Source organism: Candidatus Polarisedimenticolaceae bacterium, assembly GCA_036275915.1.
GTDB lineage: Bacteria > Acidobacteriota > Polarisedimenticolia > Polarisedimenticolales > DASRJG01 > DASRJG01.
This window is the reverse complement of the sequence record DASUCV010000004.1, coordinates 730,093-746,879: the sequence shown is the minus strand read 5'-3', so window position 1 is coordinate 746,879 and position 16,787 is coordinate 730,093. Positions and strand designations below refer to the sequence as shown.

Annotated in this window: 11 protein-coding genes; 7 read left to right on the top strand and 4 right to left on the bottom strand. The window is 69.9% G+C overall.

The features are described 5' to 3' along the window. Position 1: 1 nt before the first annotated feature. Positions 2-2,056, bottom strand: coding sequence for a S9 family peptidase (locus VFV19_05550; GenBank protein ID HEX4823754.1), 2,055 nt, complete (start codon positions 2,054-2,056; stop codon positions 2-4). Positions 2,057-2,100: 44 nt separating this feature from the next. Between VFV19_05550 and VFV19_05545 the strand changes: the two genes are divergently transcribed. The 4 genes from VFV19_05545 to VFV19_05530 are packed head-to-tail and all read left to right on the top strand — an operon-like array spanning position 2,101 to position 8,856. After that, the gene (locus tag VFV19_05545; protein HEX4823753.1) at positions 2,101-3,672 is read left to right on the top strand and encodes an aldehyde dehydrogenase family protein; all 1,572 of its coding nucleotides are present in this window, start codon (positions 2,101-2,103) and stop codon (positions 3,670-3,672) included. After that, a complete protein-coding gene (locus tag VFV19_05540) occupies positions 3,669-4,931 on the top strand; it encodes an aminotransferase class III-fold pyridoxal phosphate-dependent enzyme (GenBank protein HEX4823752.1) in 1,263 nt (420 codons plus the stop codon). The genes VFV19_05545 and VFV19_05540 overlap by 4 nt, the downstream gene beginning before the upstream one ends. Before the next feature lie 11 nt (positions 4,932-4,942). Next, a complete protein-coding gene (locus VFV19_05535; GenBank protein ID HEX4823751.1) occupies positions 4,943-6,913 on the top strand; it encodes a DUF3857 domain-containing protein in 1,971 nt (656 codons plus the stop codon). Further along, positions 6,910-8,856, top strand: coding sequence for a DUF3857 domain-containing protein (locus VFV19_05530; protein ID HEX4823750.1), 1,947 nt, complete (start codon positions 6,910-6,912; stop codon positions 8,854-8,856). The genes VFV19_05535 and VFV19_05530 overlap by 4 nt, the downstream gene beginning before the upstream one ends. Here the strand turns inward: VFV19_05530 and VFV19_05525 are convergent. Next, entirely contained in the window at positions 8,853-10,247 is a 1,395-nt protein-coding gene (locus VFV19_05525; GenBank protein HEX4823749.1) for an AMP-binding protein, read from the bottom strand. The two genes, VFV19_05530 and VFV19_05525, sit on opposite strands and share 4 nt — an antisense overlap. Beyond that, positions 10,244-11,356, bottom strand: coding sequence for a P1 family peptidase (locus tag VFV19_05520; GenBank protein ID HEX4823748.1), 1,113 nt, complete (start codon positions 11,354-11,356; stop codon positions 10,244-10,246). The genes VFV19_05525 and VFV19_05520 overlap by 4 nt, the downstream gene beginning before the upstream one ends. Positions 11,357-11,389: 33 nt before the next feature. Here VFV19_05520 and VFV19_05515 point away from each other — a divergent pair, with 33 nt between their 5' ends. Beyond that, on the top strand, positions 11,390-12,697 hold the full coding sequence (locus VFV19_05515) for an amino acid permease (protein ID HEX4823747.1): 1,308 nt from the start codon (positions 11,390-11,392) through the stop codon (positions 12,695-12,697). Between the two features lie 5 nt (positions 12,698-12,702). Next, entirely contained in the window at positions 12,703-14,241 is a 1,539-nt protein-coding gene (locus VFV19_05510) for a dipeptidase (GenBank protein HEX4823746.1), read from the top strand. On the opposite strand, the gene VFV19_05505 is transcribed toward VFV19_05510, so the two are convergent. Continuing rightward, positions 14,238-15,680 (bottom strand): phospholipase D-like domain-containing protein, encoded by a 1,443-nt coding sequence (locus tag VFV19_05505; protein ID HEX4823745.1) that lies wholly within the window; start codon positions 15,678-15,680, stop codon positions 14,238-14,240. The genes VFV19_05510 and VFV19_05505 overlap by 4 nt on opposite strands. A gap of 57 nt (positions 15,681-15,737) precedes the next feature. Between VFV19_05505 and argF the strand changes: the two genes are divergently transcribed. Then, positions 15,738-16,742, top strand: a complete 1,005-nt coding sequence (gene argF / locus VFV19_05500) for an ornithine carbamoyltransferase (GenBank protein HEX4823744.1) — start codon at positions 15,738-15,740, stop codon at positions 16,740-16,742. The last annotated feature ends 45 nt before the right edge of the window (positions 16,743-16,787 follow it).

Here is a 16,787-nt window from a genome sequence, read left to right as displayed (position 1 = left end):
GCTACTTCGCGTCCAGGTACCGCCCGAACCAGTCGAGGAGCCGGTAGAGCCGGTCGACGTAGTGCGACGGCATCGACATCGTGTGCGACTCGTCGGGGTAGACGACGAGCTCGGTCTTCATCCCCATGAGGCGGAGGCGCTGGTAGAACTGCATCGCCTGGGAGACGGGGCAGTTGCCGTCCTTCTCGTCGGCGATCAGGAAGAGCGGCGTCTTGATGTGGGTGATGAAGGTGACCGGTGAGACGGCGCGGTACTTGTCGGCGTTCTCCCAGGGCTTGCCGAACTCGGTGACGTACTGAGTTTGCCACTGGTCGGTGCCGTAGCACGAGAGGTAGTCGATCTCGAAGCGCTCGGGGACGCCGACCTTGAAGCGCTCGGTGTGCGCGACCGTCCAGATCGTCATGATCCCGCCGTACGACCAGCCGCCGATACCGAGGCGCGTGCCGTCGATCCACGGGTTCTTCGCGATTGCGGCGTCGAGCGCGGCCATCAGGTCTTCGAACTCGCGGCTGTGCCAGTCGCCTTCGATCGCCTTGCAGAAGGCCTCGCCGTACGACGTGCTGCCGCGGTAGTTGACGCGGAGCACCGCCCAGCCGTGACCCGGGAAGATCTCGTTCTCGAGGCCGCTGTCGAAGTACTCGCCGTCGTACCCCTGGGGCCCGCCGTGAACGTAGAGGACGAGCGGGTACTTCTTCGCCGGGTCGAGATCGAGCGGCGGGTAGAGCCACGCGTCGATCGTGTCGCCGGCCTTGTTCTTCGCCTCGAGCTTCGAGGGGACGGACAGCTCGAGTCCGTCGAACAGCTCACCGTTGGGCCGGACGATCGCGTGCGCGCCGGCGCCGTCGACGTTCGCCGTCCACAGCTCGCCGAACGACGTCGTCGTGGAGACGGTGAAGAAGAGGCGTGGCCCGGCGCGGCGGACGAGCCCGTAGACCTTCGAGCCGCCGAGGATCTCCTTCGACTCGCCGCCGGCCGACGGGATCGCCGCGACCCACGTCGCGCCTTTCCGGTCGAAGACCGCGTGGATCGTCGCGTCGTCGGGTGACCAGAGGAGGCGTGCGAGCTTTCCCGATCCGATCGCGTAGTCGTCGGAGGCGACCCAGTTGTCGAGCGCCGCCGAGAGATCGCACGCCGGCCCGCCTTCGACCGGGACGACCATGATGCGGTTCGTCTGATAGGCGTCGTTCGCGCGCATCGCGCCGACGAAGGCGATCCGGTCGCCCTTGTGCGACCAGACCGGCGCCTCGTCCGGTCCCGCGTTCGAGCTGACGCGCTTCACCGGGCCGCCGTCCGGTTTCACGATCCAGATGTCGGTGTCGTCGGACGCGTCGGGGTCGGCGTTCCGGTTCGAGACGAAGGCGATCCACTCGCCGGTCGGCGACCAGCGCGGCTCGCCGTCGTCCTGCGATCCGCGCGTGATCTGCCTCGGCGTCCCGCCGGAGACCGAGACGACCCAGAGGTGCGTGTAGCGGTCCTCGAGGAAGCCGACGCCGTCCTGCTGGATCTGCGTGCGATGGATGACGTAGGGAGCGGTGTCTTCTTTTCGCTCGTCGGCGCCGCTGAGCGAGGACGACTCGCCCTTCGTCGCGGGAGCGGGGGCGCCCGGCGGACGCTTCCTCACGTAGGCGTCGTCCCTCTCGAAGACGATCTTGGATCCGTCGGGGGACCAGTCGAGCTCGCCGATCGACTCGGCGATATCGGTGACGGCGCGGCCGCGCCCCTCGCCGACCTTCGCGACCCAGAGCTGCGTGCCGTCCTTGCGGTCGGAGAGATAGGCGAGGCGCGAGCCGTCCGGTGAGAACTTCGGATCGGAGCACGAGTCCTCGGAGCGGCAGAGACGCTTCGCCCCGCTCCCCGAAGCATCGGCGATCCACAGCTCGTCCTTGAACGCGTCGCTCTCGCGGTCGGTGATCTCGAGCGTGTAGGCGATCTTCTTCCCGTCCGGCGAGACCTCGAGCGCGGAGACACCCTTCAGGTGATAGGTGTCCTCGGGGGTCATCGGGCGCCGCGACGCGGCGGCGAGGGCGGCGGCGAGGACGAGAGCGGCGAGCGGCATCGGGCGGCCTCCAACGCGAAAGCGCGCATGTTACCCTCACCGCCATGGGCGCTTCGCCTCCCGCATCGAAGGTCACCTACGTCACGCTCGCCGGCAACGACGAGGCGAACGCCGCCTACGATGCCGCCGTCCAGCGCGTGAGGCGCACGCTCGGCGCGACGCACCCGTTCTTCATCGACGGAAGCGCGCGCGGCGAGGGCCGCGCAGCGTTCGACGATCTCTCGCCGGGCGACGCGTCGCTCGTCGTCGGCCGGTTCGCGTCCGCGACGGCGGAGGATGTGGGCGATGCGATCACCGGGGCGCGCCGCGCGTTCCTCGACTGGGGATCGCGCCCGTGGCCCGAGCGTGTCGCGATCCTGCGCGCGGCCGCCGAGACGATCTCGGCGCGGCGGAGCGAGCTGGCCGCGCTCATGAGCCTCGAGGTCGGCAAGAACCGTCTCGAGGCGATGGGCGACGCGGAAGAGGCCGCGGACCTCTTCCGCTATTACGCCGCGCAGATGGAGGAGGCCAACGGGTTCGAGAAGCCGCTCGACCGCCTGCTCCCCGGCGAGGACACGCGCTCGGTGCTGAGGCCGCACGGCGTCTTCGCCGTCGTCGCGCCGTTCAACTTCCCGCTCGCCCTCGCGGCCGGCATGGCGGGCGGCGCGCTCGTCGCCGGCAACACGGTCGTGTTCAAGCCGTCGTCCGACGCTCCGCTCACCGGCCTCCGCCTCTACGAGATCTTGACCGGCGCCGGCGTTCCGGCAGGCGCGTTCCAATTCATCACGGGGAAGGGCGGTGCGCTCGGCGAGGCGTTCCAGGGCGATCGCTTCGACGGCATCGTGTTCACCGGGTCGAAGGAGGTCGGGCTCGACCTCCACCGGCGCTTCTCGAAGAGGTGGCCCAAGCCGGTCATCGTCGAGATGGGCGGCAAGAACCCCGCGATCGTGACGCGCCGCGCCGATCTCCAGAAGGCCGCGGAGGGGATCGCGCGCTCCGCGTTCGGGTACGGCGGCCAGAAGTGCAGCGCCTGCTCGCGCGCGTTCGTCGCTCGCGAGGTTCACGGCGAGTTCCTCGAGCGTCTCGTCGAGGTTGCGAAGACGCTGGCGGTCGGCGATCCGACGCACCGCGGCACCTACATGGGACCGGTCATCACGGCGAAGGCGAAGGCGACGCACGCCGCCGCGGTCGCCGAGGCCCGGCGCGACGGGCACCTCGTTTTCGAAGGGAAGATCCCCCAAGATCCCGCCCTCGCGCGCGGCCACTTCGTCGCCCCGGTCGTCGCCGAGCGCCTCCACGGCAGCCACCGCCTCTGGCGCGACGAGCTGTTCGTGCCGTTCCTCGCCGTCGACTCGTTCGGCACGCTCGACGAGGCGATCATGCGCGCGAACGACACCGAGTACGGCCTCACCGCCGGCGTCTTCAGCGAGGACGAGGACGAGGTCAAGACGTTCTTCGACAGGATCGAGGCCGGCGTCGTCTACGCGAACCGCCGCACCGGCGCCACGACCGGCGCGTGGCCGGGCGTTCAGTCGTTCTGCGGCTGGAAGGCGTCCGGCTCGACCGGCAAGGGCGGCTGCGGCCCCTGGTACGTGCAGCAGTTCCTCCGCGAGCAGAGCCGGACGATCGTGCGATGACCGGGGCGGAGAAGAGCCTCCGCCACACACTCTTCACCTGGTCGGCGCAGGGCGGGCTCGATCCGATCGAGATCGTCTCCGCGGAGCGGGCGCACTTCACGGACGGGAAGGGCCGCCGCATCCTCGATCTCGCGTCGCTCGTGATGAACGCCTCCGCGGCGCTCCACCACCCGAAGATCGCCGCGGCGATCGCGGCGCAGGCGGCGACGCTGCCCGCCGCAGGTCCCGCGATGGCGACGGAGATCCGCGGCCGGTACGGAGAAGCGCTCGCCTCCGTCGTGCCCGACGGTCTCGGCAAGTTCCTCTTCACGCTCGGCGGCGCCGACGCGAACGAGCACGCGATCAAGATCGCGCGCCTCGTCACCGGCCGGCCGAAGATCGTGACCCGCCACCGCAGCTACCACGGCGCGACGCTCGGCGCGCTCGCGGCGACCGGCGACCCGCGCCGCCTCCCGTTCGAGCCGGTGATACCCGGGGTCGTGCGCGTCCTCGACCCCTACTGCTACCGCTGCCCGTTCGGCTGGACGCCCGACACATGCCGGCGGCCGTGCATCGACCACGTCGACGAGGTGATCCGCGCGGAAGGGCCCGGCACGATCGCCGCGGTCCTCGTCGAGCCGGTCGTGGGCACGAACGGCGCCTTCTGGGGACCTCCCGAGTATCTGCCGCGCCTGCGCGAGATCTGCGACCGCCACGGGATCCTCCTGATCTTCGACGAGGTGCTCACCGGGTTCGGCCGCACCGGGCGGTGGTTCGCGTTCGAGCGCTGGGGCGTGACGCCCGACATGATCACGATGGGGAAGGCGATCACGAGCGGCCACGCACCACTCGGGGCCGTCGCGGTGAGCGAGCGGATCGCGGCGCACTTCGAGAAGAATCCCCTGGTCACGGGTCTCACCCACGCAGCGCACCCCGTCTCGCTCGCGGCCGGGCTCGCGACCCTCGAGGTGATGAAGGAGGAAGGGCTCGTCGAGCGGTCCGACCGCCTCGACCTCTTCCTCGCCGAGCGCCTCGCGGCGATTGCGAAGCACGGGGCCGTCGGCGACGTCCGCAGCCTCGGCCTCTACGGGGTCATCGAGCTCTCGGGCCTCACGACCGAACATGTCGCGAAGAAACTGGCGCACGACGCCCTGGCTCGTGGTATCCATTTGTCCACGCGCTGGAACTTCGTCTTCGTCGCGCCTCCTCTGTGCATCGAGGAGAACGATCTCGCAGGGGGACTCGGTACGGTGTCGGAGCTGATCGGCGCGCTGTCCTGAAGGGGGGGGTCATGAAAGCCGCCGCCGTCCTCTTCGCCGTCCTGGTGACGGCGTTGCCTTCGTTCGCAGGAACGACCACCGACATCGAGATCAGCCCCGGTTCCATCGCGATGTCGGGGCCCGAGAAAGAGATCGCCGCCGATCCGGCGAAGGGGATCCAGCACGGGGTCATCCTGATCGACGAGACCGAGCGCGACGACAATCACGGCACCAACTCGCAGATCGGCCGGCACGTCCGCGCGAAGATCCTCTCCGCCGAGGGACGGGGCCTCGCCGACGTGGCGATCCCGTTCGAGAAGGGGAACTCGAGCCTGAAGAAGTGGTGGGGGCGCACGATCCTGCCGGACGGGAACGTCCTCGAGCTGCGCGAGGACGAGCTGAAGAGCCAGTCGGTGGCAAAGACGAGCAGCGCTGACTTCCGCGAGCTTCGCGGCTCGCTCCCGGGGGTCGTGCCGGGCTGCGTCATCGACTACGGCTACCTCATCGAGCAGGACGGGTTCCAGCAGATGACGCACGTCTTCCTCCAGACCGACTGGCCGGTACGCGCGTTCCGCTACCGCTGGGTGCCGAGCAAGTACTATCCGGCCGCGTACGTGCTGTCGCGCGCGGAGGGGCTCCCCATCGGCGCCAAGCACGACTCCGGCTCGGTCCTCGTGACCGGCCACGACCTGGACACGGTCCCCATCGAGCCGAAGATGCCCCCGGACCACGAGGCGCGCGCCTCCGTGATCTTCTACTACACGACCGCCGATCCGACGGCGCAGGAGTACTGGGACCTGCGCGCCAAGCGGATGGAGACCCAGCTCAAGTCGTTCATCGGCAACGGCGGCGCGATCCGCGAGGTGCTCGAAGGCTTGAAGCTCCCTCAGTCGGCGCCGCTCGAAGACAAGCTCCGCGCCGCGTACGACTGGATCGGCGCGAACGTGAAGAACACGCTCCTCAAGAGCGCCGAGGAGGCAGAGGCGGAGGACCGCAAAAACAACGACGCGTACAACGCCAAGACGGTCCTCAGGGCGAAGGAAGGATCGCCGCGCCAGCTCGACTACCTCTTCGCGGGGATGGCGCGCGCGCTCGGCGCCGAGGCGGACGTGGTCTTCGCGGTCGACCGGACCGACCGGTACTGGAACAAGGCGCTCAAGACGTTCGAGCAGTTCGGCTACTCGTTCGTCGCCGTTCGCGCCCCCGGCGAGCCGGACGGCAAGCTCGTCTTCGTCGATGCCGGCTCGACCCTCCCTTACGGCGAGGTGCCCTGGCGCGCGACCGGCGCGAATGCGCTCCTCTGCACGCCGAAGGGCAGCGGCTCGGTGCTCATCCCGCCGACGTCGCCGGCGCTGAACCGCGCGGACACGCACGTCAAGCTGAAGTTCTCGGACGACAACGAATCGATGGTCGCCCAGTGGTCGCGGACCGCGATCGGCGCCTACGGCACCGGCTTCCGGATCTGGCTGCGCGACCTCGACACGCGCGAGAGGAAGGAGAAGCTCGACGAGATCTGCGGCGCCGAGGGCCGCAGCGAGGTGACCGCGGCGGAGCTGCCGGGTCTCACCGAGGCTTCCGGACCGTTCCAGATCGCCTGCGACCTCGAGATGTCCGACACGAATCTCGACGGCGCGATCGCGCGCTACAGCCTCCCGATGAGCGGCCCGTGGTGGCCGGAGACTCCCGACTTTCCCGCCGCGAAGCGGGTTCACCCGATCATCTTCGACTATCCGAAGCTCGACATCCTCGCGATCGACGTGGAGGCGCCGCACGGCTTCGTCCCGAAGGATCCGCCGGCGCCGGTGACGCTCGACTCGCAGTACGGCCGCTATCAGCTCTCCGTCACGAAGACCGCGACCGGTTATCACGTCGATCGCGCGTTCGCCCTGACCGTCCTCATCGCGAAGCCGCCCGAGTACGACGGCCTCCGCGCGTACTTCGCGAGCGTCCGCAAGGCCGATCAGACGATGCTCGCGTTCGAGCGCCAAGGGGGGAAGCCGTGAGACGACTCTTCCTCGCCGCATGCGTCCTCGGCCTCGCGTTCAGGGCCGACGCGGGGATCCCCGACTGGGCGAAGGCCGTGACCGTGCCCGCTCCCGCGTTGCCCGACGGCGTGCCCGACTGGCCGCAACGTACGCTCCTCCTCGAGACGAGCATCGTCGTGTCGCCCGACGGCACGACATGGCGCGTGCGGCGGCGAAAGGTGATCCAGGTTCTGAGCAACCGCGTCGACGATCGCACCTTCGGATCGTTCGCCTTCGACGACACGACGAAGGTCAAGAAGTCGAAGGGCTGGCACGTGCCGCCCGGCGAGCACGCCGAGCGCAACACCGGCGGCGCGATCGACCTGACGCTCTCGCAAGAATTCCTGACCGACGCGAAGGCGCGCGTCGTCGCCCTCGAGGGGATCAAGCGGGGGAGCCTCCTCATCTACGAGTTCGAAGCCGAGAGCCATCCCTACGCGCTCACCGACGTCGAGTCGTTCTACGACGGCTCGCCGATCGCGCTCGCACGCTACTCCGTCGAGCTGCCGGCGGGCTGGGGGCTCAAGCACTCGTGGCTTCCGGCGGCCGGCCCCGCACCGGCGCGCGACGGGAACGTCTTCACGTTCGAGCAGCGCGATCTCATGCCGCAGCGTGAGGACGCGCTCGCCCCCGTTCCCACCGACCTCGGGCCTCGCCTCGTTCTTGCGTTCGTGCCGCCGAGCGGCACGACAGCGTCGAGCCCGGCGTTCGCCGACTGGAGCGCCGTCGGCGGCTGGTATCAGCAGCTCGCGAGCGGCCGGGACGCCGCGAGCGACGACATCAAAGCGGCGGTCGAGAAGGCCCTGGCGCAAGCCGGTCCGGCGCCGCTCGATCGCATCCGCGCGGTCACGCTCCTCGTGCGCGACCGTGTGCGCTACGTGGCGCGCGAGGTGGGGATCGGCGGCTACCAGCCGCACTTCGCCGCCGACGTGCTCAAGGGGCTCTACGGCGACTGCAAGGACAAGGGGACGCTCCTGCGCGCGGCGCTCGCCGTCGCGGGCTACGCGTCGTACCCGGTCCTGATCCACGCGACGAACCCGTACACCGTCGCTCCCGACGTCCCCGCGCTCGGATCGTTCGATCATTTCGTCATCGCCGTCGCATGGCCGAAGGACGCCGCCGTTCCGCCGGAGATCGCCTCCGGAATCGTGGAGGCGCCGCCCGCGGGCACTCTCCTCGTCCTCGACGCGACCGACGAGCGGGCGTGGCCGGGGACGCTTCCCGACAATCTCGCGGGGAAGACGGGACTCCTCGTCGTCGACGGAAAGGGCGTTCTCGTCACGCTCCCCGCGGCGAAGCCGGACTGGCATCGCATCATGCGCACCGACACGGTCACGATCGACGCCGGCCATTCGGTGGCCGTCACGCGCGTGTCGCGGTTCTACGGGGGCCCTGCCGAACGCGAGCGCGACCGCAACGCGAGGTCCTTCAAGGACCGCCGGGAGGCCGCCGAGTCGGAGATCCGCAAGGCGTGGCCCGGTGCGGAGGTGAAGGACTACGCGGTGACGGCGGAGGACAAGGACGGCGCCTTCGTCGAGACGATCAGCCTCGCGCTCCCCTCCGGGGCGCCGTCGCTCCAGGAGAACGCCTACTGGCTCTTTCCGGGGGCCACGTACGACATCGACCGCGTGCCGTTGACTCGTCGCACGCTGCCGGTGCTCTATCCCTACCCGGTCGAGCTGCGCCGCGAGACGACGGTGAAGGGCCTGCCCGACGCCGCGTCGATTCCCACGGCACAGAAGCTCGCGGGAGACGGATGGGCGGTCGAGAGCACCTTCGGCCGCTCAGGCGGATCGGTGAACGGCGTCTGGACCGCGACCCTGAGCCGCACGCGGTTCGAGCCGGCGGCGTTCGCCGAACTCAGGCAGTTCTGGTCGGCGGCAAGCAAGGCGGCCGCGCCGGGCATCGCGCTCGCCCCCTAGCTTCCGCGCAGCAGGTGATAGGCGATGCGCTGTGTCGGCGTGCGCGGCAGCGCATCCATCACGCGCCACCGCGTCGGCACCTTGAACGGCGCGAGATGCGTGGCGCAGTGCGCGGCGAGCTCCTCCTCGCCGGCGCGAAGACCGGGACGGAAGACGATGCACGCCTGGACGTCGTCCTCGCCGACGGGGGACGGGACGCCGACGACCGCAGCCTCGAGAATCGCCGGGTGGCGCTCGAGGACCGATTCGACCTCGGCGGGCGTCAAGTTCTCGCCGCGGCGCCGGATGACGAGCTTCTTGCGTCCGGCGAAGGTGTAGGCGCCGCGTGCGTCCACCGTCGCGAGATCGCCCGTCTTGAGCCAGCCCTCGTCCGTCACCGCCTCGCGCGTCGCCGCGTCGTCGCGGAAGTAGCCGGAGAAGGTCGCTGGGTTTCTGAGCCAGATCTCGCCGTCGACGAGCTTGACCTCGGTGCCGCCGCGGGGCTCGCCCATCGACGCGAGGTCGCACGGCCGGCCCTGCGGATGAATGAAGCCGAACGTGCTCTCCGTGAGCCCGTAGCCGATCACGAGCTTCACGCCGAAGCGGCGCTCGAACGCGAGGTGGTCGCGCTCTCCGAGCGCGAGCGCTCCGTAGACGAGCCGGAGGCCGTGATCGCGGTCCTCAGGTGACGGCTCGCGCTCGAGGAGGATCCTGAGCATCGCGCCGATTACGTTGACCTCCGTGGCGCCGCTCTCCTTCATCCAGGCCCAGAAGCGTGAGGCGGAGAATCGCTCTTCGACGGCGAGGGACGCGCCGGCGGCGATCGCGCCGAGGCACGAGTAGAAGCGCGCGTTGACGTGCGAGAGCGGTAGGCAGGTGAAGAGCCGGTCGCCCTCGCCGAGGCCGAGCCACGTCGTGAAACCCTCGCCGGTGAGCACCGCCATCCGGTGCGAAAGCATCGCCGCCTTCGGCGCTCCGGTCGTCCCCGACGTCGTGAGGATCGTCGCGATCCCATCCGGCTCGACGCTTGCGAGGGTGCGCCGAGAGGCCAGCAGCGCGTCAAGCGTGCCGGCGCGCGTCCCGCCGATCGTCAGTGTCCCCGACGGATCGATGCTTCCCCGTGGATCGAGATGCGCGAGCGTGGCTTCGACCTCCGGCGGGGCGAGATCGACCGCGATCGGGCACGAGACGATCCCCGCCTTCGCCGTCGCAAGCCAGAGGAAGACGTGCGCCGGTGACGTCGGGAGGCGCATGGCGAGCCGGTCGCCGGGTGCGAAGCCGAGCGCGAGCAGCTCCGCGGCGACGCCGTCCGTGATCGCGCGGAGATCGGCGTAGCTCCACGTGCTGCCGCGGAAACGGAGGAACGGTGCCTCGGGGCGCCGCGCGCAGGCGCGATCGAGGAACGCTCTCACCTGCGGTACTTCGCCAGCGCCGCCTTCAGCTTGTCGTGGTCGAGGCCGATTGCGACGTGGCCGCCCTGCCCCTTCATCGTGTCCGCGGCGACGAGCGCGTTGACGACCGCCTCCTCCGTCGCCTGCGCCGCGGCCGCGAAGAGCGGGTCGAGCTCGCCGTTCGGGAGGTACTTCGCCGTGAGGGGAGCACCGCTCGAGCGATCGGCGACGTTCGCCGTCGTGAAAGCGATGAAGAGATCTCCCGAGCCGTTGCCGCTGATACTGCCGGTGCGTGCGAGTCCCATGGCGCCGCGGCGCGCGAGCCGCTTGAGCTGCTGCGGGAGGAGCGGCGCGTCGGTCGCGAGGACGACGAGGATCGAGCCCGCCTCGTGCTCGTAGGCGGGGCTCTCGGGGATCTCGCGACCGACCGGCACGCCTGCGATCGTGAGCTGCGGGCGCAGCCCGCAATTGCACTGGAGGAGCACGCCGACGGTGTACGACCCGCCGCCCGCCTTCACGCGCCGCGACGCCGTGCCGATCCCGCCCTTGAACTCAAAGCAGACGGTTCCCGTGCCGCCGCCGACGCTCCCCTCCGCGACCGGACCCGGCGCGGCGGTCTCGATCGCATGGAAGACGTCCGGCGCCTTGACGTGGAACCCGTTCATGTCGTTCAAGAAGCTGTCGTCGGTCTCGCCGACGACCGGCAGCGACCACCAGTAGTCCTCGGCGTCCGGAGACTTCTGCCGCGTGCGCCAGGCGATCACGGCGTCGCGGACTGTTCCCACGCTGTGCGTGTTCGTGAGCATGATCGGCCCGTTCAAGAACCCCGAGTCGTCGAGCCACGCGGTGCCGGTCAGCTCGCCGTTGCCGTTCAAGGGAAACCAGCCGGCCATGACCATGTCGCGGCTCGCCTTCCCGCGCGGAAGGATCGCGGTGACTCCTGTGCGGACCGAGAGGGGCCCGTCGCTCCGGATCAGCGTCGTCTCGCCGATCTCGACACCGGCGACATCGGTGATCGCGTTCAACGGTCCCGGCGTGCCGTCGAAGGGAACGCCGAGGTCGCGGGCGCGGGGGTGCGGCGACGAGACCGCGAGCCAGAGCCCGGCGAAGAGAAGCATCAGGTTGGGCATCGGCGGTAGCTTATCGCGCCTTAGAATGCGCCGATGCGCGATCGCGAGGAGGGGAGACTCGTCCGGGGGCTCGGTCTCTCCGCCTCCGTGGCGCTCGTCACGGGGAACATCGTCGGCTCGGGGATCTACGTCATCCCCGCGTCGCTCGCCGATGCGGCGGGGCCTCTGTCGCTCCTCGCGTGGCCGATCGTCGCCGCGGGGTACCTCTGCCTGAACGCGGTCTACTCGGATCTGGCCGAGGCGTATCCGGTGCAGGGCGGGCTCCAGGCGTACGCTGCCGCGGCGTTCGGCCCGCTCGCGGGCGCGATCACCTCGACGCTGTACTGGATCTCGTGCGTCGTCGGGAACGCGGCGTTCATCACGGCGTTCGTCGGCTACGCGGCGGTGTTCGTGCCCGCGTTCCGCGATCCGCTCCCGGCGTTCGCGCTCGCGCAGGCGCTCCTCTGGGCGCTGACGCTCGTCAACGTCCGTGGGGTCGTCGCGGGCGGCGCCGTACAGACCATCACGACGATCCTCAAGGTAGTCCCGCTCGTCGTGCTGGCGATCCTGCTCGTCCCGCACGCCTCGGCGGCCAACCTCGTCCCGTTCGCGCCGAAGGGGTGGGGCGCGCTCTTCCCCGCGATCGCGCTCGTCGCGTGGCCGTTCCTCGGTGCGGAGACGGCGACCGTCCCCGCCGAGGAGATGACCGACGCGAAGCGGACGATTCGCCGCGCGATCTCCTTCGGGTTCGGGCTCGCCGCGCTCCTCTACGCCGGCGTGGCGCTCACCGTCGCGATGGCGCTGCCGTCGTCCGAGATCGCGGGAAGCCCGTCACCGATCGCGATCGCCGCGCGCCAGGTCCTGGGGCCGGCGGGGGAGACGTTCGTGACGATCGCCGCGCTCGTCTCGGTCGCGGGGGTTCTCAACGGCTGGATCCTCGTCGCGGGACGCCTGCCGCAGGCCGCCGCCCGCGACGGTTACTTCCCGGCGTTCTTGGGACGCATCAGCCCCAGGACAGGGGCTCCGGTGCGGTCGCTCGCGGTGTCGAGCCTCCTCACGGCACTCCTCGCATCGACGTATTTCTCCCATACGCTCCTCCAGGCCTACAACTTCGTCGCGCTCGCCTCGACGGCGACCGCGCTCGTCGCGATCGCGATGACGTGCTTGGCGCTCGTCGTCCTGGTGCGCAAGGCGCCCGAGCGCTTCCGCCCGGCGCAGAGGGCCCGCGCCGCCACCGTCGCGTGCGTCGGTCTCGTCGTCGTGGTGATCTTGATGTGGGGCTCGGGATGGGAGGTGTGGGCGTTCACCGCGGTCGCGGCGATCTTGCCGCTCCCGTACTTCGCGTGGGGGCGGAAGCGATGAGGATCGTGAGCTTGATCCTGGCGGCGTCCGTCTCGTCCGTGGCGCTCGCCGACGCGGCGCTCGACCATGCGCGCACCCTCCTCAAGACCGCGATCCTCGTCGACGGCCACAACGACCTCCCGTGGGCGATCCACGAGCGGAAGTCGGCGCCGATGGACCTCGACGCGGTCGATCTGACGAAGCCGGGGCCGGGGGACACCGACATCCCGAAGCTCCGTGCCGGCGGCGTCGGGGCGCAGCTCTTTTCGGTCTACGTGCCCGGCGACCTCAAGGACGGCCGCTTCGCGCGGATGCAGCTCGAGCAGATCGATCTCGCGCGGCGCCTGATCGCCAAGTATCCGGACGATCTCGCCCTCTGCACGAGCGCCGAGGACATCGTGCGGGCCCACGCCGCCGGCAAGATCGGCTCGCTCCTCGAGATGGAAGGCGGCCACGCGATCGAGAACTCCCTGGGCGCGCTCCGCGCTTACTACGACCTCGGCGTCCGCTCGATGGCGCTCGTGCACAACCAGACGCTCGCGTGGGCCGATGCCGCGCAGGACGAGCCGAAGCATCACGGCCTCACCGACTTCGGCCGCGAGGTCGTGCGCGAGATGAATCGCCTCGGGATGATCGTCGACCTCGCGCATGCGTCCCCCGAGACGATGCGCGACGCCCTCGCGACCACGACCTCCCCGGTCATCTTCTCGCACGCCTGCGCCAAGGCGCTCGCGGACCACCCGAGGAACGTTCCCGACGACGTGTTGACGAAGCTCGCGGCCAACGACGGTGTCGTCATGATCGCGTTCGTCCCGATCTTCGCGTCGGGAAAGATCGCCTCGTGGTGGGCGCCGGTGTGGCCCGAGGTCCTCCTCGATCCGCGGATATCGACCTTGGACCGCGTGAAGGCCGAGCACGAGAAGGTCGCCGGACCGGAGCCGAAGGCGACCCTCGCCGACGTCGCCGACCAGATCGAGTACGTGCGCAAGGTCGCCGGCGTCGATCACGTCGGGCTCGGCGCCGACTTTCCCCCGACCGCCGGCGCGCCCGAGGGGCTCGAGGACGTCTCGAAGTATCCGGCGCTCCTCGCGGAGCTGATCCGTCGCGGCTGGAAGGACGAGGACGTGGTCAAAGTCGCCGGCGGGAACTTCCTGCGCGTTCTCCGGGCGAACGAGGCGAACGCCAAGAAGGGCGGCGCGTCGCTCGCGTCGCTTCCGGCCGACCCGCCGCCGTTCGCAGGGGTGTGGCGCGGCGTCTCGACGTGCGTGAAGGATGACGTGCATCCCGCCTGCAAGGACGAGACGGTCGTCTACAGGATCGCGGCGAAGGACGCCGTTCACGCTTCGATGGACGCCTTCAAGATCGTCGACGGGAAGGAACTTCTGATGGGCAGCATCGACTTCGCCTACGACGCGGCGAAGGACGCGTGGGTGGGCGACTTCCAGAATGAAACCGTCCACATCCGCTGGTCGTACCGCGTGCGAGGCGACGAGATGCTGGGGACGCTGGTCGACCTCCCGTCGAACCATCTGTCGCGCCAGGCATTCGCGAAGCGGGATCGCTAGCCGCCGAGCGATCTCTGGTCGCGCCAGTTCCGGAACGAGCGCAGCAGGAACGAGACGGCGAACCACGCCGCGATCGTCGCGAGAGGGTACGCGAGCGCTTTCGGCCACCGCGAGCCGACCATCGCGATGATGATGAGGACCATCGCCGCCGCGGTCATGATCTTGCCGTCGGCGTTCCCCAGCTCGCGCGGGCGGGTGATCGCGGCGCCGACCGCGCTTCCGATGCGGAACGCGCCGGCCGCGGCGCGGCCGGCGCGGTGCCGGCGGGGAGGGGCGGGACGGTCGAGCCTCGGCTCGGCGGGGCGGGGTCGCAGGCGGCGCCGCCGGCGCTTCAGCACGATCTCGGTCGCGCGCGTGAGGTCCTCGCGATATTGCCGCTCCATCACGTCCGCGAACCCGGCGTCCTCGACGGCGACGTCGAGCTCGTAGTTGCCGACGAAGCTCGCGAGGTTGAGGTTCGTCGACCCGACGCGCGCCCATCGCCCGTCGGCGACGGCGGTCTTGGCGTGGAGCATCGTGCCGTTCCACTCGAAGACGCGGACGCCCGCGTCCAGGAGCTGCCGGTACCCCGCGCGTGAGAACGGGGAGACGATCGGGATGTCGGAGGTGCCCGGGAGGAGGAGGCGCACGTCGACGCCGTCCCTGGCCGCCGCGCAGAGGGTCTGGACGTAGGAGGCGACCGGGACGAAGTAGGCGTCGGTGAGCCACAGCCGCGTGCGCGCGATCGAGGCGACGAGCTGGTCGAGCCGCATGAGGCTTCCCGCTGCCGGGGCGTTCGCGATGACGCGCAGGGCGACGTCGCCGGCGGCCGGCAGCGACGACGGGTCGGCGAGATCGTCGTTGGCGAGCTGCGGGCCGGTCGCCGCCCAGACCTGCGCGAAGCCGCGCTCGACGTCGGCGACCGCCGGGCCGTGGATCGCGATCCCGGTGTCGCGCCACGGCTCCAGGCCCTTTTCGGCATCGCCCCGCCAGGTCTCGGCGATGCAGAGACCGGTGACGAACGCGACGCGGCCGTCGACCGAGATCGACTTGCGATGATTGCGCCGGAGCCACCCGAGCGGAGAGTCGAGGCGGGGCGGGTTGAAGACGCGCACCTGGCCGCCCGCGGCGACGAGAGGCCTCCAGAACGAGGGCAGGATCTTGCCGGGGCAACCGAGCCAGTCGTAGACGACTCGCACGCGCACGCCCGCCTTTGCCCGCGCGACCAGCGCATCGAGGAACTCGCGGCCGATCGGGTCGTCGGCCACGATGTACATCTCGAAGAAGACCGTGCGCTCCGCCGCGGCGATCGCGTCGAGCCAGGCGGGATAGTTCTCCGCGGCGTCCTTCAGGAGCAGGACGGCATTCCCGGCGACGAGCGGCGCGCCGGCGGCGCGCGAGAAGGCCTGATCGGCGACGAGACGCAGCGGCGTCTCGCGTGTGGGACGGAAGGCGGCCATTGATGGGAATGTTATAGGATCGCCCGCCGCCTGAAAGGCGCAGGGAGTGGACGCACGATGCGCGTGGACCTTTCGAATCGAAGCCTGCTCGAGCTCGCCGACTGCACCCCCCACGAGATCCGGCACCTCCTCGATCTCGCGCACGCCGTCAAGAAGGCGAAGAGGAGCGGCGAGCGCGATACGCGCCTCGCCGGGAAGAACATCTGCCTCATCTTCGAGAAGACCTCCACGCGCACGCGCTGCGCGTTCGAGGTCGCCGCGTACGACCTCGGGATGGGAGTGACCTACCTCGACCCGACGGGCTCGCAGATCGGACACAAGGAGTCGATCGCCGACACGGCGCGCGTCCTCGGGCGCATGTACGACGCGATCGAGTACCGCGGGTTCGCGCAGGCGGTCGTCGACGACCTCGCGAAATACGCCGGGGTGCCGGTCTACAACGGGCTGACCGACGACTCTCACCCGACGCAGATCCTCGCCGACTTCATGACGATGGAGGAGCACTCGCCCAAGGCGCTCGCCGAGATCGCGTTCTGCTACCTCGGCGACGCGAGGAACAACATGGGGAACTCGCTCCTCCTGGGCGCGGCCGCGATGGGTATGGACGTGCGCCTCTGCGCGCCGAAGGCTCTGTGGCCGAGAGAGCCGGTCGTGGCGCGCGCGAAGGCCCTCGCCGCGAAGACGGGCGCACGCCTCACGCTTTCGGACGATCCGAAGAAGGCGGTCGCCGGCTGCGACTTCGTCTACACCGACGTCTGGGTGTCGCTCGGGGAGCCGCCCGAGAAGTGGGCCGAGCGCATCGAGCTCTTGAAGCCGTACCAGGTCAACGGCGCTCTCATGGCCGCGACGGGAACGCCCGGCGCGAAGTTCATGCACTGTCTCCCCGCGTTCCACAACCGCCAGACGACGAAGGGCGAGGAGCTGTTCAAGACCTACGGCATGGACGGTCTCGAGGTCACCGAGGACGTCTTCGAATCCGACCGCTCGATCGTGTTCGACGAGGCGGAGAACCGCATGCACACGATCAAGGCGCTATTGCTCGCGACCCTCGCGGGACAGTAACCAAGTTTTTCTTACACAGAGGGGACAGCTTCCGAAACTCGAAGT

Bases quoted from the DNA above. Each gene is read 5' to 3' on its own strand.
- VFV19_05550 (HEX4823754.1), bottom strand. From the start codon at position 2,056: ATGCCGCTCGCCGCTCTCGTCCTCGCCGCCGCCCTCGCCGCCGCGTCG.
- VFV19_05545 (HEX4823753.1), top strand. From the start codon at position 2,101: ATGGGCGCTTCGCCTCCCGCATCGAAGGTCACCTACGTCACGCTCGCC.
- VFV19_05540 (HEX4823752.1), top strand. From the start codon at position 3,669: ATGACCGGGGCGGAGAAGAGCCTCCGCCACACACTCTTCACCTGGTCG.
- VFV19_05535 (HEX4823751.1), top strand. From the start codon at position 4,943: ATGAAAGCCGCCGCCGTCCTCTTCGCCGTCCTGGTGACGGCGTTGCCT.
- VFV19_05520 (HEX4823748.1), bottom strand. From the start codon at position 11,356: ATGCCCAACCTGATGCTTCTCTTCGCCGGGCTCTGGCTCGCGGTCTCG.
- VFV19_05515 (HEX4823747.1), top strand. From the start codon at position 11,390: ATGCGCGATCGCGAGGAGGGGAGACTCGTCCGGGGGCTCGGTCTCTCC.
- VFV19_05505 (HEX4823745.1), bottom strand. From the start codon at position 15,680: ATGGCCGCCTTCCGTCCCACACGCGAGACGCCGCTGCGTCTCGTCGCC.
- argF (HEX4823744.1), top strand. From the start codon at position 15,738: ATGCGCGTGGACCTTTCGAATCGAAGCCTGCTCGAGCTCGCCGACTGC.